General features: G+C 32.0%; 24 protein-coding genes. 3 read left to right on the top strand and 21 right to left on the bottom strand.

The genetic code is table 11. The features are described from left to right. Positions 1-22 precede the first annotated feature (22 nt). From IPK06_13175 to IPK06_13090, 18 genes are all read right to left on the bottom strand, one after another. Entirely contained in the window at positions 23-1,345 is a 1,323-nt protein-coding gene (locus IPK06_13175) for a sugar porter family MFS transporter (GenBank protein MBK7980924.1), read from the bottom strand. A 17-nt stretch (positions 1,346-1,362) separates the two neighbouring features. Then, positions 1,363-2,850: a glycoside hydrolase family 32 protein gene (locus tag IPK06_13170; protein MBK7980923.1), complete on the bottom strand. Its 1,488-nt coding sequence runs from the start codon at positions 2,848-2,850 to the stop codon at positions 1,363-1,365. A 25-nt stretch (positions 2,851-2,875) separates the two neighbouring features. After that, the gene (locus tag IPK06_13165; GenBank protein MBK7980922.1) at positions 2,876-3,334 is read right to left on the bottom strand and encodes an META domain-containing protein; all 459 of its coding nucleotides are present in this window, start codon (positions 3,332-3,334) and stop codon (positions 2,876-2,878) included. A 27-nt stretch (positions 3,335-3,361) separates the two neighbouring features. After that, a complete protein-coding gene (locus tag IPK06_13160; GenBank protein MBK7980921.1) occupies positions 3,362-4,291 on the bottom strand; it encodes a polysaccharide deacetylase family protein in 930 nt (309 codons plus the stop codon). Next, positions 4,281-5,231: a glycoside hydrolase family 43 protein gene (locus IPK06_13155; GenBank protein ID MBK7980920.1), complete on the bottom strand. Its 951-nt coding sequence runs from the start codon at positions 5,229-5,231 to the stop codon at positions 4,281-4,283. Before IPK06_13155 ends, IPK06_13160 begins: the two co-directional genes overlap by 11 nt. Positions 5,232-5,300: 69 nt before the next feature. Next, positions 5,301-6,380: an exo-alpha-sialidase gene (locus tag IPK06_13150; protein ID MBK7980919.1), complete on the bottom strand. Its 1,080-nt coding sequence runs from the start codon at positions 6,378-6,380 to the stop codon at positions 5,301-5,303. After that, the gene (locus IPK06_13145; protein MBK7980918.1) at positions 6,377-7,492 is read right to left on the bottom strand and encodes a hypothetical protein; all 1,116 of its coding nucleotides are present in this window, start codon (positions 7,490-7,492) and stop codon (positions 6,377-6,379) included. Before IPK06_13145 ends, IPK06_13150 begins: the two co-directional genes overlap by 4 nt. Before the next feature lie 201 nt (positions 7,493-7,693). Next, the gene (locus tag IPK06_13140; GenBank protein MBK7980917.1) at positions 7,694-8,257 is read right to left on the bottom strand and encodes a hypothetical protein; all 564 of its coding nucleotides are present in this window, start codon (positions 8,255-8,257) and stop codon (positions 7,694-7,696) included. 222 nt (positions 8,258-8,479) lie between these two features. Beyond that, a complete protein-coding gene (locus IPK06_13135) occupies positions 8,480-9,577 on the bottom strand; it encodes a hypothetical protein (protein ID MBK7980916.1) in 1,098 nt (365 codons plus the stop codon). A 270-nt stretch (positions 9,578-9,847) separates the two neighbouring features. Further along, complete coding sequence (locus tag IPK06_13130) at positions 9,848-10,063, bottom strand: helix-turn-helix transcriptional regulator (protein MBK7980915.1); 216 nt, start codon at positions 10,061-10,063, stop codon at positions 9,848-9,850. Positions 10,064-10,066: 3 nt separating this feature from the next. Further along, the gene (locus tag IPK06_13125) at positions 10,067-10,603 is read right to left on the bottom strand and encodes a DUF2975 domain-containing protein (GenBank protein MBK7980914.1); all 537 of its coding nucleotides are present in this window, start codon (positions 10,601-10,603) and stop codon (positions 10,067-10,069) included. A 320-nt stretch (positions 10,604-10,923) separates the two neighbouring features. After that, the gene (locus IPK06_13120) at positions 10,924-11,373 is read right to left on the bottom strand and encodes a VOC family protein (GenBank protein MBK7980913.1); all 450 of its coding nucleotides are present in this window, start codon (positions 11,371-11,373) and stop codon (positions 10,924-10,926) included. 490 nt (positions 11,374-11,863) lie between these two features. Next, positions 11,864-12,307, bottom strand: coding sequence for a hypothetical protein (locus tag IPK06_13115; GenBank protein ID MBK7980912.1), 444 nt, complete (start codon positions 12,305-12,307; stop codon positions 11,864-11,866). Between the two features lie 186 nt (positions 12,308-12,493). Then, entirely contained in the window at positions 12,494-13,222 is a 729-nt protein-coding gene (gene bla, locus IPK06_13110; GenBank protein ID MBK7980911.1) for a BlaB/IND/MUS family subclass B1 metallo-beta-lactamase, read from the bottom strand. 181 nt (positions 13,223-13,403) lie between these two features. After that, positions 13,404-14,387 carry a hypothetical protein gene (locus IPK06_13105; protein ID MBK7980910.1) on the bottom strand — a complete coding sequence of 328 codons (984 nt, stop codon included), beginning with the start codon at positions 14,385-14,387 and terminating at the stop codon, positions 13,404-13,406. Positions 14,388-14,461: 74 nt separating this feature from the next. Next, positions 14,462-14,977, bottom strand: coding sequence for a hypothetical protein (locus IPK06_13100; protein ID MBK7980909.1), 516 nt, complete (start codon positions 14,975-14,977; stop codon positions 14,462-14,464). Positions 14,978-15,142: 165 nt separating this feature from the next. Next, on the bottom strand, positions 15,143-15,910 hold the full coding sequence (locus tag IPK06_13095) for a hypothetical protein (GenBank protein MBK7980908.1): 768 nt from the start codon (positions 15,908-15,910) through the stop codon (positions 15,143-15,145). Positions 15,911-16,081: 171 nt separating this feature from the next. Next, positions 16,082-16,651 carry a DUF1572 family protein gene (locus IPK06_13090; protein MBK7980907.1) on the bottom strand — a complete coding sequence of 190 codons (570 nt, stop codon included), beginning with the start codon at positions 16,649-16,651 and terminating at the stop codon, positions 16,082-16,084. A 134-nt stretch (positions 16,652-16,785) separates the two neighbouring features. Between IPK06_13090 and IPK06_13085 the strand changes: the two genes are divergently transcribed. After that, positions 16,786-17,319 (top strand): histidine phosphatase family protein, encoded by a 534-nt coding sequence (locus IPK06_13085; protein ID MBK7980906.1) that lies wholly within the window; start codon positions 16,786-16,788, stop codon positions 17,317-17,319. Here IPK06_13085 and IPK06_13080 read toward each other — a convergent pair whose 3' ends face one another. Both IPK06_13080 and IPK06_13075 read right to left on the bottom strand, forming a co-directional pair. Further along, the gene (locus IPK06_13080) at positions 17,320-19,065 is read right to left on the bottom strand and encodes a family 43 glycosylhydrolase (protein MBK7980905.1); all 1,746 of its coding nucleotides are present in this window, start codon (positions 19,063-19,065) and stop codon (positions 17,320-17,322) included. Between the two features lie 35 nt (positions 19,066-19,100). Next, positions 19,101-19,553, bottom strand: a complete 453-nt coding sequence (locus tag IPK06_13075) for an SRPBCC domain-containing protein (GenBank protein MBK7980904.1) — start codon at positions 19,551-19,553, stop codon at positions 19,101-19,103. 102 nt (positions 19,554-19,655) lie between these two features. On the opposite strand from IPK06_13075, the gene IPK06_13070 reads away from it, so the two are divergent. Both IPK06_13070 and IPK06_13065 read left to right on the top strand, forming a co-directional pair. Further along, positions 19,656-20,162 carry an RNA polymerase sigma factor gene (locus IPK06_13070; GenBank protein ID MBK7980903.1) on the top strand — a complete coding sequence of 169 codons (507 nt, stop codon included), beginning with the start codon at positions 19,656-19,658 and terminating at the stop codon, positions 20,160-20,162. A 17-nt stretch (positions 20,163-20,179) separates the two neighbouring features. Then, positions 20,180-20,581: a hypothetical protein gene (locus tag IPK06_13065; protein ID MBK7980902.1), complete on the top strand. Its 402-nt coding sequence runs from the start codon at positions 20,180-20,182 to the stop codon at positions 20,579-20,581. 58 nt (positions 20,582-20,639) lie between these two features. On the opposite strand, the gene alaS is transcribed toward IPK06_13065, so the two are convergent. Beyond that, on the bottom strand, positions 20,640-23,186 hold the full coding sequence (gene alaS, locus IPK06_13060; GenBank protein MBK7980901.1) for an alanine--tRNA ligase: 2,547 nt from the start codon (positions 23,184-23,186) through the stop codon (positions 20,640-20,642). Positions 23,187-23,298 lie beyond the last annotated feature (112 nt).

The following is a 23,298-nucleotide window of genomic DNA, read 5'->3' as shown; positions in this document are numbered from 1 at the left end:
TAGTTTTCATATTCAATCGATTTTATTTTGCAAGCTTTGCCGCCAAGTCTTCCAAAGTTTGCCCCTTTGTTTCGGGCATTTTAAATCTTACCCATAAAAGCTGACCTATCATCATTAGAGTGAAAAACATAAATACCGTTGCTGGTCCAATTGCATTGAACAAAAACGGAATTAATGACGGGATTAAAGCAGCTAAAATCCAATGAACGGAAGAACCGAATGCTTGTCCAGAGGCTCTTAACTTATTTGGAAAAATTTCAGAAATAAAAACCCAAATTACAGCGCCTTGACCAACAGCGTGAGCGGCAATAAATAGAAAAAAGAAAATTGGAACTAAAATTCCCTGCCATTTTAACATGAAAGCAAAAGCGACTAAACTTAACGAAACTATATAACCAAATGAACAAATGTACATTAATGTTCTTCTGCCGAATTTATCGATCATAGTAATTCCAACTAAAGTAAAAATTAAATTGACGGCACCAATTCCGATACTGCTGAGAAACGACGCGGATTTTTCCAATCCCGCTAATTCAAAAATTCTTGGCGCGTAATAAAGGAAAGCATTAATTCCGGAAGTTTGATTAAAGAAAGCAATAAAGAAAGCGAGCAATAACGGGATTCTGTATTTTTTCATAAAAATATTTTCGTTTGTTGCTTCTTCACCTTTTTCTCTTTCTATTGCCAAAATTTCCTCTTCAAAATTTGCATTAGGATCCATTTCTTTTAAAACATGCACAGCTTTAATTTTGTCGTTTTTATATTCCAAGAGCCATCTTGGACTTTCAGGAACACCCATTACCAACAGCGTATAAATGAAAGCCGGAACCGCTTCCATTCCCATCATCCACCGCCAAGCATTTTCACCGATATCTTTCAAAAAATAATTGGATACAAAAGCCATTAAGATTCCGAAAACAATATTAAATTGATATAATGCGACAAGGCTTCCGCGCTTATTTGCCGGAGAAATTTCAGCTATGTAAGAAGGTGAAACTATTGTTGAAATACCGATTCCGATTCCACCAATAAATCTGAAAAACGCAAAACTAAACGGATCTGATACCAACGCAGAACCAATAGCCGAAACAAAAAACAAAACTCCAATAAATATTAATGTTTTCTTTCTTCCTAATTTGTTTGTTGGTATTGAACCCGTAAATGCGCCCAATACAGTTCCCCAAAGTGCTGTTGACATTACTACGAGCCCGTGAAATAAATCTGAACTATGCCAAAATTCCTGCAATTGCTTATCTGCACCGGAAATTACAACTGTATCAAATCCAAATAAAAATCCGCCCAAAGCAACAACAATAGATGTAAAGAAAATTTTACTGTTTTTCATAATTTTAATTCCGGATGTTAATTCCAAACTCTATTTATTTTATTGAACTTTAATTCGCTGATTTTATTTGAACCTTTACTGTTTATATCAATAATTGAAAAATTTTCATTAGGAAAGAATAAATTTGTCATTGAGTACTTTCCGTTATTCAATAAAATTTCAATTGAGCTTTTATCCAGAATTAACTGGAAGGAAGTTATTTGTTCGCTTAATGGCATTGTTTGAACTTTATTGGCAAAGTTTTCATTAAAATCAATTTTACCCGATTTACTTCTATCGACAGTTAAAATATTATCATTCAATTCAATTTTAATTTGTTCGCCTATTTTATTTGAAATTCTAATTTCTAAATTTTCAGCGTTATTTAGAAACGAAATTTCAGTTTGAGAAAGATCAAAATCTTCTTGATGAAACGGAAGCCCGCAATTTTCAAATGCAGAAATATTTTCTTCTAAGGATGAAAATTGATTCACAATTTTTTGAGCAATTACATAATGACCATTCGTTTTAAGCAGAGTTAATTCACGCGGAAGCGTCATTGCGCTTCTCCAAACTTCTGTTGGAGTTTTAGTTGCATATTGCCAATTGCTCATCCACGCGATCAAGACATTTTTATTATTGGGAATGTTTGAAAAAGTCACTCCGGCATAAAAATCAGTTCCGTAATCAAGCCATATTGATTCTTGAATATTCTTAAAAACTTTCCCGTCAAAATTTCCAACAAAATATCTTGTACCGGAACCTCCGTTTGGCGCGCCGCCGCCATGGTTTACTATTATAATCCATTTTTCTTCTTCGCCTAATTTCATTTTGAAAAGATCGGGACATTCCCAAACTCCCAAATTCGCCGTATCATTTACCGGTTTAAAGTCACTCTCAAATTTCCAGTTTTTTAAATTCTGTGATGTGAAAATTTTAATTCTATCGCCAACAGCTAAAACCATATTCCATAAATTTATTTCATCATTCCAAAATACTTTTGGATCTCGAAAATCTTGTTCGCCGGAATTATTTAAAACCGGATTTCCCGAATATTTTTTCCAAGTAATTCCTTCGTCCAAGCTGTAAGCAATTCCTTGACTTTCCGTATTCTTAAAACCTCTTGCCCAAATAGAATCGTTGTGGTAAGTAAAAATGGCGATCATCGCGTTTTTGCCAAAACCGGCTGTATTGTTTTTATCAATAACTGCGCTTCCGGAAAAAATATTTCCCAAGCTATCGGGGTAAAGCGCGATCGGCAAATGCTGCCAGTGAAGTAAGTCCGCACTTTCAGCGTGTCCCCAATGCATTGGTCCCCAAACAATATCATAAGGATAATACTGATAAAAAAGATGATATTTTCCATTAAAATAAACTAACCCGTTTGGATCATTCATCCATTTCGATTTGGGAGTGAAATGAAATTGCAGCCGATATTTTTCAGAATAATAATTTGAGGAATTATCGGTTTGGGCAAAACAAGTTATTATATAAAAAAACAAAATTACTAATAGTGATGTTTTCATATACGCTCAAAAAATTTAATCTGTATTATTTCAAATAAACAGCTATAAACTTTGCCAATGTTGCCATTTTTGATTTATTTAGCGAAAGAGTATCATTTTGAATTGTGTAGTTATCAACTTTATCGAGTACGCCAAGGAATCGATCTTCAGTTTCTAAATTATTACAATACATTTTTGTAGATATGACTTTGCTGAATTTAATTCTATTTCCTTCAATCATTTCGTATTTGCCGGAGATATTATTACATCCGCCGTTTCCGATGAAATGATTATCTTCATTCTTCAATATAATATGAATTTCTTTCTTTTGATTTTCATCAAACTTGATTTGTTGACCGGTGAGTTCAATAAGTTTCCAATATTTTTCTGTTATATTATTATCTCCTTCATCAAATTGTTTATTCAAGTTTTCTGTACTGTTTTGATCATAACATGAACAACTAATAACAATCATTGAAAAAAAAATATATATAAGCGTTTTCATTTTATTTCTCATTTTATTGAAAAAAAATTATTCCGTCATTTTCTTAATGTATAAAGGTGTTTGCGGATCATCCTTAAAAAAGTCGCTTTTTTTATCTTGTGATAAAGCCCAAATATCCAACCAGGAAATTCCCCAATTTCCGAATTTTGTAATTTCAGTTTTATATAAGACATCTTTTAATGTTTCTTCAAGGCTGATAAAATTATAACCATTTCTTTTAAACATTATTGCGAGTGAATCGATAAAATTTGAATTAAGCCAGCTAGCGTGCATTAATAAAATATGATTAATATTTTTACCAAATAATTTTTGTGATTGACCTTCAAAATAATGAAGTTTTTCTTCCATATAATTTATATAATCTTTGCCAATGTTTTTTGATAGCGCGGTATCATTATTTGACAACGCTCTTTTGTAAGCAAGTGCAAATAAATAATCTTCATTGTCAATTGTAACCGGAGCGGTAACGTAATTTTTCGATTTTAAAAAATTATTAAGCGAATCATATTTTGCTTTTGTATTGCCCAAGTGAAGATAAGGATGACGGAAATACTTTATCGATTTGTTATTTTCTAAAAGGATTTCTTTTGTTATGATCTCGCCTTTTAATAGATCCTCGGTGAAATTATTGAAATTTGTTTTGTTATAATCAGGGTGAGAAAAAGTATGATTGCCCAATTCCAAATCATTAGCGACCCAATTTTTTAACAGCGAAACTTGGAATGAATTAATTTTCTCATCTTTATAAAGTTTAAATTCATTAACGAAACCAATTGCCGGAATATTATGTTTTTTAAATGATTGAATAATTCCATTCATCAAATTTCTCTGAAACGTTGTATCATTCATTCCATAAGAAACTACGGGCAAATCATCAATTGTAAAACAAATATTCTTTGTTTGTGCAAATAGAATTGTAAAATTAAAAAGTAATACCGCCGCAAATCTAATTTTCATAATGCGTTTTATCTTGTTTTAATAAATTATCAAAAAGTTCCTGTTTAACTATAAAAACAGAACCATGACTAGTACCAATAGGAAAATTAACTTTGTTTGAAATGTTCTGCCATGTTTGAAGATCATTTGAAAAAACAGCTCCCATTTTTTTTCTAGTGTATTCATCAAAATAACAAATCCAGCCGCTTTCATTTTTAATTACCGTAGGACCTTCAACCCATTTATCCGTTATCGGAAGGGCAGTTATTTTATAATTTCCATAAAGATTTTTGCTTTGAGCAATACCAATGTTTTTTTCCGCTATTGGATATTTTGTTTCGTTCTTAAAGAACATTAAATAATTATCGTCAACCTTTTGAATTGTAGCGTCAATTACGTTGAATCCGGGATCAAATAATAATTTAGTTTCGCTGAAGCTTATAAAATCTTTTGTTGTTGTAAAATATAATCGATGATTATAGCCTGTATCGCCGGTTGAATCTGTTTCGGGAAATTTTCCGGGAATAGTTGTCGACCAATATATCATATACTGATCTTTAATTTCATCGTAAAATAATTCCGGAGCCCAACAATTTCTTGCGTTGGGAATGTGTTCCATAACCGGAATATATTTTTGTTCCGACCAATTATTTAGATCGGTTGAATTCGCATATCCTATTCCTTGTTCATTCCAGCTTACAGTCCAAACCATATGAAATTTATTATCGCTACCCAAAATAATACACGGATCGCGCATAAGTTTATCTTTTCCCGCAGTTGGTTTAAGAAACGAATTGTTATTATTTAACGCCGACCAATTAAAGCCATCTTTACTGTATGCCAAGTGCAAGCCGTCTTCGCCGTTGTTTTGAAAAAACGAAAACATGTAAACTTGTGAATTTGTAGAGGAACATCCGTAAAGCAAATATGCAATTGCTAAGATTGAAATAAGTTTTTTCATTATCACAATTTAAATTATATATTGATTATTAATTACAGATTGCGGCAATGAAATTAAGCAAAATTGAACTTATTTATTGAAGAAATTTATCGGAAATTTTACAAACACATTATTAGTGTAATCATCTTTTTCAAAAAACAATCCAATGTCGCCATTCTTTAAGACCGTCATTGATGAATAAGCGGCGCTTCCGGCGTAAATTGTTTTTACCAAACTCCAAGTTTTTCCATTATCGTAGCTGACGGAAATCGACATATTCTTTCTACTATCTTTCGATTTTACGTTTGAGAATAACAAAATATCTATTCCGTTATATTTCGCGGAAATTAAACTTGCATTGCAGCCGGGGTCAATCAAATTTGAATCAGCATAGCTTTGCCAAGTTTTTCCTTCATCTTTTGAAATATGAATGAATCTTTTTCCAAAATTATTTACTCTGCTGTTTACCATCCAGCTTCCGTCATTCAATTCAATTATTTTTGATTCATCTGCGGGATTTAAAGGCGTATCAATAATAAACCAAGTTTTTCCATGATCATTGCTTCCGAAAATAAAAAGTCCTTTATTTAAATTGACCAAAGTATGAAGAAGTTGACCGGAAGATGTTTGAATGCCGTTTCCAGAAGTAATGAATTGGAAATCTTTTCTGTTTTCCTTTTTAATAATAAACGATGAAATATCTTTAGGTAAACTCCAACTGCTTCCGTTATCATTGCTTGAAACAAATTTATGATAATAAATTCCATTTTCATTTTCCAAATCCATATAATTGAAAAACAAAAATATTTCGCCGGTAATTTTATCCAAAATAAAAGAAGGATCCGATGCTGATTGACCGAAGGGATAATCAACAATTCTTTCAATTTGTGTCCATGTATTACCATTATCAAAACTTTTCCTGATTACTATATTTATATCTTTATTTGAATTCAAATCTTTGCATGATTCAACTCTTTCATCTATTGCGGCAATTAAATCACCATTTTGAGCCGTAATTATTGCGGGAATTCTATAGCATGATATTTGAGAACTATCTTCACTGCTGAACAATGAAATAAATTTATTCGAATTGTTTTCATGAGATTGTGAAAATATTTGAATTTTTATAATGACCAACAAAATGATCAATAAATAAAAATTTAATTTCATTTATCGCCTTGAATATAAACGGAAAGAGGAATGTTTCCTTCTTTATTTACGAATTTTGCTTCGGGAACTTCAATTCTAAATGTATGATTTCCGGCATCTAAATTTCCAAGCTCAAATACTCTAATCGGAATTATATCGCCCGGACACCAATTGCTCCAAGATGACCATTCGGCATCGGTTCTCGGTTGCAAACTATAAATACCGTTTGATTGTGTGTTGTATTTTCTAAAAGGCTCGCATGATTTGCCGCCGGGAATATAAACTTTTACCAGGTTCCCGTCAAAATATATATAATGATTTCGTCTATTATATTCTTCACCGCCAGAGTTTGCTCCGTGATTTGAGGTTATTACGTATAATTTCGCATCATTTAATTTTGATGTTAGGTTAAAACTAAATGATTTTACTGTTTTTCCAACAACGTCGGTTTGAGAATAATTATTAAAATCTAAAAAGCTGGCAAGGGAAATAAGCTCTTGGTCTTTATCAATTTCAGTTTCTTTTGTTGAGATGAATTTTAAAGTACCGTAAAATGTATAATTCTTTCCTGCGCATCCGGAAATTTGAGTATTTGCCGCATAAGGAACACCGAAAATATCGAACTCAATCCAAAAATCATACTTACTTTTAAATTCCGAATCGGTTAAAATTTTTGCGATATTGTTAATATCAAAACTGTATGGAACTTCGTTCGGGGTTTTATTTTTATCCATAAACGGAGTAATAAATCTCGCGATTTCTATTTTGTTTAAAACATTTTCCTTTGTGTATGATTCGCCCTTATTCATAAAACTTAAAAATACATTTCCAATTCTATCGTAATTATCGCAGGCGGCTTTTACAGTAATTTCTAATGATAATTTGCTCCCAATTTTTTCAAGCTGGTCGTCCGTTATTTTTGTTACATATTTGGAATTTGAGATTCTTATTATTCCATCCGGCACAGGTTCATTTACAGTTTCGGCATAACCATCGTAATATAATATTTCTTTAAAAAATGTCAACGAAAACGGTCCTTTGTCTATATCGGATTTATTTTCTGTTGAATTGTCTTTGCCGCAATTAAAGAGAAAAATAGTTAGAAGAAAGAAGGCAAGGATTTTATGATTCATAAAAGTATCTATCAATTTTATTTCAAAAAAATATATTCATTTAATTTTATTCGGTAAGATACAATTATTAATAAAATATAGTTTACCAAAATACTTTGGGAGAAAAGTATTTTAAAACCGGTATTTGAAAAACAAGTTATTTAATAAACTTCACAAAAGTATAAATAACAAATTTTCTGTGGAATTTTTAGAGTAAAAAAATCAATTTATTTTTAGGCTGTCAAAAGGAATATTTTTCTGTGTATCCCAAAATGCAGAAACATTTGCAATTTTCCAGCCGGTTGATTCTTTTTCCATTATTCTAATTTCGAAACTTGTTCTAAAATATTTTTTTTCCGCGTCGGAATTATATTGCTTCCATGTAAGATAGGCGGCAGAATCGCTGAAAAACTTAATGGTTGGTTTTTCCCGCTTCACGGTTGGATGAATAATATTATCACCATTTTTGTAATATTTTTCAATCCAAGCCTTTCCTCTGGAGTTTATTTTATCCCAACCGGTTGCAACATCTGCAGTTCCGTCATCATTGTTCCACGCTTGAACAACATAGCTTTTATGACTCCAATAACTTTTCCAACATTCGTAATTTCCATTAAAAAAACATTTTGTTTCTCCATCAATCACTTTCATTATTGCTTCTGTTTCAATAGCTTCATTAAAAGATGAATTTGAATTACCGGATAAATTTTTATCAGTTGCTTTTTCACATCCATTAAAAACCATAAGAATATTTATGATAACCATAAATGAAAATATTTTTTTCATCTTAAAGCTCCTATTTGTTAGTCTAAAATAATACAATAAATCCAATTTTCAGCAAAATAAATTAAGTTCTTAATATTTTAATAAAATAAAAAATTGAATTAGACATTTAATGTAACTATTGGTTAGCAATCGTCAGAATTCTAAAATGTTGGAATGGCATGTTGATAAACGATATCTATAGGTAAATTCTTAAAATCAATTATTTTGAATCTATAGATAAGTTTACAATTTTTTACTTGTCAAAAGTCCGATACAGCGTCCTTTATTTCCAACGGCACAATAATACATATAGAAAGTATCATTCGCTTTATTATAAACCAATGATATTTTATGAGCATATTGTTTATCAAGTCCGTTTGGATGTCCTCCGGCTTTATAGAGCGGTTCCGGGTGCGGCGTCCAATTCTTCAAATCCTTTGAAAATGCCGACATTATATGAGCGCCGCCTTTTCCTACGCCGAAATAAAACATAATCCAATGATCACCGTCTTTAAATACTTTACCGTCGGAACAAAATTTTTCATCATAACCATTTTTACGAATGCGAACAATTGGATTATTTGCATATCTTTTCCAAGTTAACAAATCATTTGATTCTGCCATTCCAATTTGCTCTATCCATTCAGGCATTCGTTTCGCGTTATAAAAATTATAGAACTGTCCGTTGTATTCTACAAGCCAAGGCTGATAAATGCAGCCCTTTTCCCAATCACGAATATCAGCGTCATGTACGGATAAGATATAATTATCTTTAGCCCGAAGCCATGTAATTCCATCATCACTTTTTGCAACTCCTTCATAACCGGGATCGATTTCATATTGTCCTTGAACCGCATAACTGCCGTAAAGCGTCCAAAATTTATCATCTTTTTTCTTCAGCATTCGTGAAGCTTTAATATCATATGAATCATACAAATACGCTCCTATAACACATCCGCCGTAATCAAACTCACCTTTGCGACCAAAACCCATTGCAAGTTTCGGATTTGACCAGTTTATAAGATCGCTGCTTTCAACGACAAAACTATTGTATCCTTTGCCATTAAATCCAATGAAACTCATAAACCATTTATCCGGTATATCAGGAATTTGATACACGCAAGGTACGTCAAAATTTTTAAAATCTTCAAAGCCGGGAATCTTTAAATCTGATGGAATTATTGGCTCGGGATAATAAACCCAATTACGGTAAGGCTCTGACCACTTATCTAAAGTAACGCTATCAATAGAATCTAAATTTAATGGTTCATCATAGGATGTTTGTCCAACAAGACAAATTGAAGTTGATAAGACTAAAAGTATGCCGAAAATATTTTTCATGAAATTAACTTTTAAGAATAAATGAAAAATAGAATTTTATAATTATTGGCAATATAAAGATGAATATATTAATTTGAAATGCATGCTATTTTAAAGAGAAAATAATTTTTGCGAGCTTCTTGAAACGTTAAAACTTATATAAGTAAAATGTGATTATAGAGAACATTGTTTAATTATTACCTAAAATAGTAATAATTGTCTGAACATATTCTTTCAGTTAATTCCACCAAATAATAAATGTGAATTTTCAAAAATATATTCTTCGTTTGATTATCTTTCGGGTTCCTCAACAAATTCTAAAATATCTGCCGGCTGACAATTAAGTGCTTTGCAAATAGCTTCTAAAGTGCTGAACCTTATTGCTTTCGCTTTTCCGGTTTTTAAGATTGATAAATTGGAAAGTGTTAATTCCACTTTTTCCGAAAGCTCATTAAGCGACATTTTTCGCTTAGCCATCATTACGTCTAAGTTTACTATTATTGCCATATTTTATATTGTTAAATCGTTTTCATTCTGTAGTTCAACACCGCTTTTAAAAATCTGAGCTATAATATAAATTACAGCTGCCATTAAAATGAACGCCTGACTGTCTGCCCAAAACGGAATTAGTTTATCTATTTCATAACCGTAATGAGCAAAATTATTAACTAACTGAGAAGCAATCTGGCTAAGTATTCCAATGGTGAAAGTATAATAACTGATCTGCAGTATTTTTTTTGTAACAAAACTGTTGAATGGTTTTGACAAATCTAATTTAATAAGCAGCATTATTACAATGTAGAAAAGTACAGCCTTTAAAATAGAAGTAGACAACAGCAAAAAGTATGTACTAAAAAAGACCAATTTGCTTTGTTCGTACATTTTGCTTAAGTCCAATTTTTGATAAAGATTTCCGACAAATTCAGGATTGACCAAACTAAAAATAAAATTGACTATCAATCCTCCTGCTTCTATAGACAAGCCTATAAAAATTACCCAAGCAACAATGTGCAGGATTGTAAATATAAATTTTTTTGTTTTTGACATAATATTTTCTTGAATTTTATTTGTATCTCAAAGATAATAAAAATTTATTGATAAACAATAAATATTATTTATTTTACAAAAAATATTTTGTGTTTATTTAAAATTTGAAAAGATTATAATATTAGTAGAAAAGCAAATTTTTATAATTTTGTTTGCTTTTACAATTATCACTATTAGGAATGAAATTGTTTTTATTTGACTGGAAACAGATCAAAGTTTGAGTTGCGAGAATATTCTGTATAAAATTAAAAATTGAATATGAATGATTAACTAAGCGAAAAATTTCGCGGTTGGATTTCAATCTTAATTTTAGTTAATGATCACTTATTGGTTTCACAATTAATAGATTCGCCTAATTTTTCATAAGCGATATCATTAGGCTCCCACAATTCTATTTTATTTCCTTCTAAATCCATAATATGAACAAACCTGCCGTAATCATAACTTTCTATTGAGTCTAATACTGTTACATTTTTTTGTTTAAGATTATTAATTAGATTGTCTAGGTTCGCGACTCTGTAATTTATCATAAAGTCTTTTGCAGATGGCTCGAAATAATTTGTTTTCTCATTAAACGGACTCCATTGAGTAAAACCTTTTTGCGAGGAATCCAAACCGTGTCTCCATTCAAATACGGCGCCGTAATCATTTACTTTTATGCCCAAATTTTCCATGTACCAATTTCTTAATTCTTTTGGATTTTTTGATTTAAAGAAAATTCCCCCAATCGATGTAACTCTGCCTTCATCTGAATTATTTTCCGATATCATTCCATTTAATTGAAAGCCTAAAGTAAAAGCAATAATTACCAATAAGGTTATTTTAAATTTTGAATTCATATTATTTTTCTTTCGTGTTTGTGATTTTAAAACTATTACCGTATACAAATTGTTCTTCAAAATTATACAAAATGTAAATTATTCATAAAAAGTTAAAATTATAATAACATATAATTAACTTTATAATAATTCCATTATATTTTTCTTTACTAAGAAACAATAATATATTATTTAATTTTATTATAGTAAAACTTTTAAGTTTGGTAAAAACTAAAATAGAAGATACAATTTATTGTGATAATTGAATGAGGTAACTGAATATTATTATTCTTTATGCATACAAAATTTTGCCGCTTTAAGTGAGTTTGGATTTTCAGTTCTAAAGTTCAATTCATTTTATTGAACCTTACTAAATGATTCAAAGTTGAACTTCAGTTATCATTGTGCCAAATTGATGTTTGTGGTTGTGTTTTCTGCCGGTTTATTTATTCAATTTATTTTTTAATTCAATTGTTAAGTTGTTATCCGTCAGAACTATTTTTGCATCTTTGCAATATTGTGATTTCCCAATGTATTGTTCATATCCTGAAGTTTTTATAGTAGTAAATTCTATCCACTCTTTATTTTCCCGTGATTGAAATTCACCACATAAAATGTAGGTAATCTCATTTGGATATGATTCAATATATCCAATTTTTACATTCCTAAAATCAATAGGAGTCGGTGGTTGATGATTTTGAAAATCATTGAAAGCTGAGGTTATTAAAAACTGAACAACTGTATCCGGTATTACTACTTTTTCAGAAGCTGTATCTGAACTTACTTTGTTTTGTGATTTGTTGTTAGCGTTACAACTTATAATAACTGACATAAAAAATATGCCAACAAGTAGTATTAGTGTGATTTTAAAAATTTGTCTTGTCATTTTATTATTCACTTTTTTTTTCTTGCTTTGTTATGATTGCCTGTACTAAAATAGCCGCTAGTGATTCGAGTATTTCCAAAAGCCGGGGTTTTTGCGACGAACTTCAATGGAAATACAATTGTTCAAATTTAGTAAAAAAAATTAATAGAATTACTTCAGCCTCGCTTTTGGCAATCACTTTTAACTCTAGTTTTTTTTGAGTTTTCTTGCCAATTCTATTGAATGTTTCAACGAGTTGATGTTATTCCAGTCGTGATGTGAAACGATTATATATTTAGGGTCAGGAAATTTATTTTGCACATTTTTAAGAGTAGTTTCGTATTCAATAACATTACCATCTCCCAAATATCCCAAATTTTCAGCCTCTGCGCCTTTTATTAAACAGCCGCCATATAGAATTTTTTCTTTAGCAAACCAAATAACAATATTATCCGCTGTATGTCCTTGTCCGGGATAATAAGTTTCAAAATCATATTGTCCAACCCGAAAAGTAGTATCGTTTTCAATTAAGTATTTGGCTCTTTTCTTGTTATTCTTTTTGCTTAATTCATCTGTAAATTTAGTCGTGTAAGTTTTAATTCCAAGCTGTTTATAATATTCAAGTCCTTCTGTTCTGTCGCTGTGCCAATGCGTTGCAATACAAATTGTCACCGGTTTATTATGCTTCGCTTTAATACTGTCTAATAAAGGCTGAAATTGTGTCGTGTCCCAAGGAGTGTCAAACAAAACTACACCATCATAAGTTACAATATACATTCCATTTGCCGGAATTTGATTTCCTTCATAAGTATTGTATGTTGTATAAATATAAAAGTCACCCGTTAAATGTGAAATTTTAAGTTTTTGATATTCTGTCTGTCCAAAAGTTTTGGTCAGCGCAAAAATGAAAGTTAATGTAAATATAATTGTTTTCATTATGTATTTAGTTTTTCTTATTTAAGTCAGTCTGTTAATTACCGCTTGCTGTTTTGGTCTTACTGAAGATAGAGCATTGAAAACCGTTAGTCCAAATATAGCACATATGTTGATAGAAGTACAAATGCTCAGTTGCTTCCGTCTGCCCTACTATTGCCTATACGATTTTAGTGTCTGCCCTTTATTCTATTGACTTTATTATTTTTCCTTTTTTATTCCAAAGTATTATTCTTTGTTCCATACTTGAAGTAATAATTCTGTTTCCTTTTTCATTCCAAGAAACTCCCCATAAATAGTCTTTAGAATTTCCTTCTGAAATAAGGTTCCCATTTGTGTCCCAAATTCTTAGCGCGTCACTTGCTGTTGCAAGTCTGTCACCATTTGGATTCCAAGCCAAATTTCTATATTCCCCTTCGCTGATGTCAATAGTTTTTAAGAGTTCACCTTGTTCGTTCCAATATTGTAGTAAAGATTTGTCTTTTTCATCTCCATAATCTCCAGTTACAAAAAAGCTCCCTGTTTTGTGCCAAGCAATGCTTAACAACATTACTTCTTCCTGTCTATGCTTAATTGATTTTAATAAATTTCCTTCAATGTCAAAAAAGCGAATCTTGTCTGTTACGGTTGTAAGAATATTTTTTTTTGGATGCCAATCGAGAGCAGTAATTCCTTTGGTTGAGTTAACTTGATTTACAAATCTTCTGATCAATTTACCCTTAATATCATAAATCAATATTTGTCCGTCATTGTCTGCAACACCTAAATATTCACCAGTATAGCTCCAATCAACTCCTCTTGCACCGTCTGGTGAGATGCCATTTAGCTCAATTTTCTCATTTATCCCTAAATTGAGAATAAACGATTTTTCGTCAGACATTTGAGTTGTAACTGCAATAATGTTCAATGACGGGTGCCATTTAATACGTGTAATAGTGTTCTTTACTGGAAATGACTTGTGTAATGTTAGACTTCCTTCGTTATAGATTTTTAAAGTGTCAACATTGCCTCCAATTGCAATAAACTTTCCGTTAGGACTCCAATCTGTTGTCCAAAGAATTTCCTTTGTAGAGGTGTTTTGCCCGAAAGTATGATTAGATAGAAAAATAATCAGAAAATTTAGGATAACTAATATTTTAATACTTTTTGTCATCGTGTATACTGTCATTTAGGGTTGCCATTATTGCATGTTAGTCGGTATTTATTACTTTCAATTAATTTCATGAAGGATATTCGCTTTGTCTAGATTTTCTTTGTTAGAATTACCCTTGCAAATGACTGCAATTTACCATTTTCCTCTCCGTCCATAAGCCATTGCCACGTATTTGTCCCTTTATCATATAAGAATGTCGTATGAAATTGATTTGTATCTCCATATTTAAATATTAGCTCAATTTTATCACCATTTTGATTTGCACGTCCAATAATTCCATTAGAAATACCTCCATTACTTGTATTATCTAACCAAAGACAGGAATACTGTTTTTTAGACTCTTCCCAACAAATATAAACTATAGCTTCATAAAGTGGATTCCCTTTTTGGTCCTTTTCTCTTGACACTTCCTTTAATTGAACGTATTGTCCATTAAGTACCCTTTGTACATCAATGTCATGAATAGTCTTTTGCCCATCTATGATACCATTAAGTGTCCAATTACCAATTAATTTATTAAGAAGTGAATCTGGTAGTTGTTGTGCTTTTAATGTTGCCGGTACAAACATTACCAGAAGTAAAATTAAACTTATCAATGCTTTCATAGTTTTTGATGTTTATTTATTATTAATTTACTTTAATATTCTCGTAAGCTGTGATTCTCAAATTCCGCCAACGTTTTCGGGCTATGATTTCGTTGCGGAAAAATCCGTTGAATTCCGATTGGGAATTCAACAGCAATGAATTATAGCCTGTGTTGGCGGTAGTTTTTATTTCAAGTTGTACTTTTTCTTTATGAAATTATACCAATTACCAGAAAATTGTTCTTCAGTTAGGTTCAGAACATTTTTTAAATCTCCATATGATTCTATAAGTTCAATTAATTTGTCCCTTCCATATTCCTTAAGGATGTACTCAATTATGGTATATCCGCAAGTGTATATCTTTTGCCCTTGGGAACGATTGTTTAATTCTGAGATTTGCGGGTATTTCCCGTTTCTAAAATAGGCTAGCGTTTTAGGATCATAAAATTGCACTGCTTCATAAACGCTAAGTCCTTCCCAGAGCCATATTGGAAAGGTCGCAAACCTATTATCAAACATTTCGATATTTAATGGCTTTGGTTCTCTGTCAATTAATAGTTTGAGAACTACTGCGTGAACAAATTCATGGACAGCGATTTTCTCGATTTCACTTTCTAACCACGCGTTATTTACAAAGTGAAGTTTTGAAACCCCTTCAATATTCCCCGAAGCACCCCAATGTCCAGTTGCTTTTATATATCTCCATCTTTGATCATAAATGTTCACTTCAATATTTTCGGCAGGAGTTGTATTAAAATTAATAGCGATTTTTGAATAATTGTCCTCTAATACTTTTGAAAGTCCAATGATACTTGAAGAGTCAATACTACTGCTATAGAGGAAAGTAAAATGTGTTGTTTTAATCTCCTTCTTATTTTCAGGTATATTTACAATAATTGATAGTACTAGTATTACAATGCAGATTATTATAAAGTAGTATTTCAATTTTTTCATTTGTTTGTTACTTTGTTATGAGTTCTAAAAATTGCCGCCAACAGTTTTGCGGCTTTGCGTAATGGCAGATTTCGAAATACTAATGTTCAAATTTATGACAATGTTCAATAGAATGCAAAATGTTAAGGCTTGCAATTCAGCCCCGCTATTGGCAAACCCATGTTGTGGCAGTTATTTATTTTTGTTTATATATTCGTCAGTAAAATGTTGTTTATGTTTCGGCTGTGCAAACTTGTCAGCGTTATATTCTTTCGAGTTACCTTTCGGAATAGAAAGGGAAGTCCAGTTTTCATTACACAGTAGTTTTCCTATAAAAACAATTTGTCCAATATGATATGGATAATGAGCAAGTTGTCTATTAATGGCTTCGGCCACGGTATGTCCCTGATTGCGAATGTAAATAATTTTATCAAGGTCATTTGCTGTCAATGAATTAATTGTGTTGAAAAAGCAAGACCAACCTTCGTTCCATTTGCTTAAAAGTTCTTCTCTACTACTTATGTCGTTTTTAAATTCTGCATCTCTGTCTCTAAATTCCTTTTCTCCGTCTGAAGTCAAAAAGTCTGTCCAACGTGAAAGCATATTTCCCCAAAGGTGTTTTACGATTGTCGCGATACTGTTACTTTCGTCATTGTATTGCCAAAACAATTTGTCATCTTGTACTTGCGAAAATGTTTTTTCTCCGAGCATTTTGTAATACTCAAACTGTTTTTTTGCACTGTCTAAAAAGTCGTTTGTCATATCAACTCTATGTCATCATTTTTGTGTCGGTTCGGGTTCTGCAAAATTGCCACCAAAGTTTTATTTCCCGTAATTATACTAAATTTAAATTATTTTTAGTACATATATTTTCATTTTTAAAATAATTTATATTTATGAGACTTGGACTTGTACGTCATTTCAAAGTAATTACAAACGAGAAAACTTTTCTTTCTTCTTCGGAATTCACGCGGGCAATGGAAAATTATGACTCCGCTCCCATAACCTCAAATGGATTGGCAATAAATTCAAACGATTGGGAAATCTGCTACTGCAGTGCTTTGCCGAGAGCGGTTGCAACCGCTGAAAAAATATTTACCGGAAAAATTATTAAAACGGATTTGCTGAAAGAAGTTTCGATTTCTCCTTTTACAAAAATGAATATTAAACTTCCGGTATTTGTTTGGCACATTGGAGCAAGGATTGCATGGTATAAATCGCACAATTCGCAAAAGGAAGATTTTCATCAAACAAAAAAAAGAATTGACGAATTTTATGAAATAATCAAAAGTTCCGGTTATGAAAAAATCCTAATTGTTTCGCACGGATATTTTCTAAGGATCTTTTATGATGTAATGAAAGAAAATAAATTCCAAGGCAATATTGACGTAAATATTAAAAATGGAAAATTATATCTGCTTGAAAATTAATTATTTGCAATAAACAACTTCACTTACTTTAGAAACACCGTTTTCGTTAAATGTTTCAATTGCAAAGTAGTAATCCTGTCCTTCATTCAAGGCTCTAATTTCCAATTCCGTTTTACTATCATTAAATACTTGATATGTTTGGTAAAGCTTATCTTTCCCAATTCCCCATAAAATATTGTAGCCTACCGCGCCTTCCACTTTATTCCAAGTTATATCCGCGTTCCTTTGATCGCATTGTCTTTCCGCGCTAAAATTTTGCGGTGTTTCCGGAAGCGGATCATTACTGTTTCCGAAAATTCTAATATCACTTATTGCCAAATTGGGCGTCGGCGCGTAAACATTTTCAAATTTTATATATTCGGCGTCAACCGGAGTTTCCAATTCGAAATATCCGTTCGGTCTGTCTTGCTTATCTTGCGATAAATCAACCACGCATTCCCAATTAACTTTATCTTTTGAGGCGTAAAACTTAAATTGTGTATAAACCGTTGAGTCATTGAAAAAGATGTTGGATTTATAATCCGAATAATTTATTTGAATTGCCTTAACATTACACTCTTTTTGAAGATCAATAATAAGCCATTCGCCGGCTTTATTTTTATCGGCTACCCAAAACGATCTAACGTTTTCATCTGTAACTTTGGAAGAATTAAATGTGTCTCTGACTGAAGAGCAAGTCGTAGGTTTTTTATATGATAACAGCATCCAGCCTGTAAACAACTCATCTTTACTAGATAGTTTTTTCGTGGGCAGATAATGAGGAAAATCTCCGAATCGTGAATTAGCAAAAAATTGATCGTCATTATCAAAAAACGCCGGGAACATTGACATTCTTCTTTCAAAATTCCAATTAACGGCAACCCACGGCGTTCCGGTATTCCAATAATTTCCGTAAAGATCTTGAAAAGTATTTCCATGTCCGGCGCCCATCATAAAACCACCGGGTTTATAAGATATGGGATTATAAGGCGCGTATTCAAAAGGACCAAGCGGATCTTTTCCGATATAAGTTCCGTTTGCGTAAACATTATATTCGGTTCCCGGAGCGGCATACTGCAAATAATAAATTCCGTTATGTTTTGTCATCCAAGCGCCTTCAATAAACGGGTCAATTTCATCACTGTGATTAAATCCAAATCTTTCCCAGCCGTGCTGCCAAGGATGCAGATAAATAAAGTCAAAAACTTTTTCATCTTTATAAGCCAATTGTCTGCTGTGGTCCAATTCACAACCATATATTGGATAGACATTTGATGAATTCCAATACATAAACCATCTGTCCAAATCTTCATCGTAAAAAATAGCAGGATCCCATGAACCGATTTCTTTCGGCCGCCAAGGCATATATCTGTTATAAAATTTTAAGTTTCCCGTTTCGGGTTCCGTTGTATAAAATATTGGTCTTTGATCAAAAGTTGATTGGTAAAGAAATAAAGTGTCTTTGGCGACCAATGCGGCGGGAGCGCAAATATCTTCCATTGGCCACATATTCGGTTTTATATATTCCCAAACACTCATATCATCGGATTTCCACCAACCTCCGGAAATTGTGGCGAATAAATAATATTTACCTTTGTAAGTTACAATCACAGGATCAGCGGCGGATCGGTAAGATATTCTTTGACTAATTTGTTCAAAGTTATATCTATAACCTATATCCATCGGATTGCAGAATGTTTTTTGTGATCTTTGCTGCGCTAAAATATGCAAAGAACAAAAAAGGCAAAACAATATTATTTTTTTCATCTTATTCTCAATTAAGGTTTTGAAAATTAATAACGTTACAATGATTCAGCCAAATTTTTAATCTGAATTAAAATAGAATTCCAGCCACCGGCTTCAATTGTTTCTTCATATCTTTTTTTACCATCCGCTACTTTAGAATAATCGCCTTGAGTAATTTCCAAATTTGTTATACCATTTAATTCAGATAAATTATATGTAACAATTAAATAATTATCAGGATTATCCGGTACATTTGAATTCGGATCAATTGTGGTATAAGCCAAGTATTTCTCCGGTTGTATTTTGATAATTTCACCTTTCACAGCGGTAATTTTTTTCCCTTCATAAATCATTTCCCAAGTAAGCGGACTTCCAACTTCCCAAGTAGAAACGGTTTTACATCCGAACATATATAATTGTGTTTTTTCCGGATTTACTAAAATATCCCAAACTTTTGAAACCGCGGCGTTTATTTCAATTTCATTTTTAGTAAATAAGTCTTGACTCATTTTTATTCCATTAAATAATGTATTGAGAAAAAATAAAATTATTCCAAGTATACTGCAATAATTATTTAATTTATCCGTCTTAAGTATAAAAGAAATAAAAAATTGAGTGATCAAAATCCATTAACAGAGATATTTTCTAAAGAATTCAATAGGCTTAAGTCTTATGTGAATAAATTCATAAAAGAATACGGAGCCTTGGAAGCTGAAGATATTATTCAGGATGTAGCTCTTAATATTTTTTCAAAACCGGATTTTGATTCAAGAATTGAAAACACTTTGGCGTTTGTTTACAGATCAATTAAAAATAAAATTATTGATAATTACAGATCAAAAAAGAATACAATTTCTTTGGATAACGACGAGACTTATTTTGAATTGGAAGACGGAAATTATGATGCGGGCATTGAGTTGGAGAAAAATGAAGAAATACAATTTCTGCTTGAGGCAATGGAATTGCTGAGTGAAAAACAAAAACAAATAATAATTGAAACTGAATTTGAAGGCAGGTCATTTGCCGAATTATCTGAAGAGTGGAATGTACCAATCGGTACTTTACTTAACAGAAAACATCGCGCGATGGCAAATCTTCAGAAAATATTAAATATATAAAAATAACGAGGTAACAAATGAACGAATTTGTTTGTAAAAGAAAGAATCCATTAAAAATTGCTTTATGGATTTTAGGCGGAATATCATTGGCTGTTTTATTCGCGTTTATTTTTGGAACTTTTATAATGCTTTTGTGGAATTGGCTGATGCCGGCAATATTCGCTTTACCGGAAATAAATTATTTGCAGGCTGTTGGAATTTTAGTTTTAGCGCGTTTATTGGTCGGCGGGTTCGGACATAAATGCCATCATGGTTTTCATAGAACCAGACCATTTGGAAGATTCAACGGCAATTTTGACAGAAAAGAAGCATTTAAGAAAAGAGCTGAGAATTGGAAATACTATCACGAATTTTGGAAAGACGAAGGCGAAGCCGCTTTTGACGAGTACAAAAAGAAAAGACAAGAACAGAAACAATAAATCTTCATAATTTCCAAACCTCCGAGGTTTTAAAAACTTCGGAGGTTATAAAAAACTGTTATATAAATTCTTCAACCTTGTTTAACGCTTCGGCAATTTTAGAAACATCTTTACCGCCGGCAGTAGCCAAATGAGGTCTTCCGCCTCCGCCTCCGCCGACAATTTTTGCGATGTCGCCGACAATTTTTCCCGCAAGTATTTTTTTATCTTTAATAAGATCATCCGAAACAACGCAAACAATTCCGACTTTTTCATCAATTTCTGAAATTAAAACTCCAACACCGCTTTTCATTTTTTCTCTTAATTCATCACCCATGGATTTTAATTCATCCATATTATTAGCGTCAACTTTTCCTTTAAATATTTTTATACCTTTTGCTTCAGTCGGATTTTTAATTATTGAATCGATTCCGCCTAATTTTTCTTTCAATTTAAATTCTGAAAGTTCTTTCTCAATTTTCTTTTTTTCATCATTTAATTGAGCAATTTTTTCATCGGCATTTTTTAATTCAAGAATTTGATTTTGAATATATTTTTCAACGCCTAAACCGGTAACGGCTTCTATTCTTCTTACTCCGCTGGCGATTGACGATTCGCTGATAATTTTAAACAATCCGATTTGGGAACTATTTTTTACGTGAGTTCCGCCGCAGAATTCTAATGAAAAATCACCATACTGAACAACATTTACTTTGTCGCCGTATTTATCGCCGAAGAACATTAAAGCTCCCATTTTTTTTGCTTCTTCAAAAGGAATGTTTCTGTGATGATGAAGTTCAATATTTTCGTGCAATTTATAATTTACAAGCGATTCAATTTCCTGCAATTCTTGCGGAGTAACTTTTTGAAAATGAGCAAAGTCAAAACGTAATCTATCCGGACCAACATAAGAACCGGCTTGTTTAACGTGCGTGCCGAGAATTTGTCGTAACGCGGCATGAAGAAAATGTGTTGCGCTATGATTACGCATAATTTCCCATCTTCTGTTCTTATCAACTTTTGCAATTACTTCTCCGCTAAAATTATCACTAACAGTTCCATCATATTCGTGAGCAAAAATATTGTTATTTTTTATGGTGTTTAGAATTTTAATTTCTCGGTTCTGCAATTCAATAATTCCCGTATCTCCAATTTGACCGCCCGATTCAGCATAAAACGGAGTTTTATCTAAAATCAGAAAATCATCTGTAATTTCAATAATGTTTGATTTTGATTCAAGGGTTTCATATCCAATGAAATCTGAAGGTTTTATACTTTCAAAGTTGGATAATTTTTCAACGATGTTCACAGAACCCAGTTTTTCTTTTGTTGATTTTCTAGCGCGTTCTTTTTGCTCATTCATCAAAACATTAAATTTATCTTCATCAATTCTCAATCCTTTTTCCTGCGCCATAACATTTGTTAAATCTACCGGAAAGCCGAAAGTATCGTAAAGTTTGAAAACATCTTCGCCGGGAATAACTTTTTCTTTTTTCAAAATTATATTTTGAGAAATTTCTTCAAACAAAGTAATTCCTCTATCCAAAGTAGCATTAAAACTTTCTTCTTCCGCTTTAATTATTTTTTCAATATTGGATTGGTTTGTTTTAATTTCCGGAAATACGCCGCTCATTGTTTTAACTAAAACATCAACCAATTTATACATGAAAGGTTCATTTAGATTTAATTTTCTACCGTAACGGGCGGCTCTTCTTAAAATTCTTCTCAGAACATAACTTCTGCCGTCATTTCCGGGAACCGCTCCATCTCCAATTGCAAAAGTTAGTGTACGGATATGATCAGCAATAACACGCATTGGAATTTGATGTTCTTCGGTATCATACGGTACATTTGAAATTTTGGAAATCTCTTGAATCATCGGCTGAAATACATCGGTATCATAATTTGATTTTTTGTTTTGAAGAACTGCACACACTCTTTCAAATCCCATTCCGGTATCAACGTGTTTTGCAGGAAGTTCATGCAGAATACCGTTTTCATCTCTGTTATTTTGAATGAAAACCAAATTCCAAATTTCCAAACATTCCGGAACCCCGGCATTTACATATTTCGGATTATCAAAATCATCAGAAAGATTTATATGAATTTCCGAACAAGGACCACAGGGACCTGTATCGCCCATTTCCCAAAAATTATCTTTTGCGCCAAACTTTAAAACATGTTTCGGATTTATATCGGTTTTTGTTTTCCAAAGTTCAAAAGCTTCATCGTCGGTCTCGAAAACTGTAGCCCATAATCTATCTTTTGGAAGTTTCCAAACTTCGGTTAATAATTCCCAAGCCCAAACAATCGCTTCTTTTTTATAATAATCGCCAAAACTCCAATTTCCCAGCATTTCAAAAAAAGTGTGATGATAAGTATCGTGACCAACTTCTTCCAAATCATTATGCTTTCCGCTTACGCGTATACATTTTTGTGTATCGGCCGCGCGGTTGTAATCTCTTTTTCCTTTTCCCAAAAAAACGTCTTTAAATTGATTCATTCCAGCATTGGTAAAAAGTAAAGTGGGATCATCATATGGAACCACAGGCGCGCTTGGCACAATAGTATGCTGTTTCGATTTAAAGAATTCTAAAAATTGATCTCTGATTTCGCGTGATGTCATAATTTCTTTCAATTATTGTTAAAATTTGATCGATAAATATAATAAATTAAGTCGAAACGAGAATTGGTGAAAAAAAGGAAAATCTAATAAATACCTAATAATCCCCAAAAAT

Source organism: Ignavibacteriota bacterium (assembly GCA_016713565.1).
Classification (GTDB): domain Bacteria; phylum Bacteroidota; class Ignavibacteria; order Ignavibacteriales; family Melioribacteraceae.
This window is presented reverse-complemented; position numbering and strand designations above follow the sequence as displayed.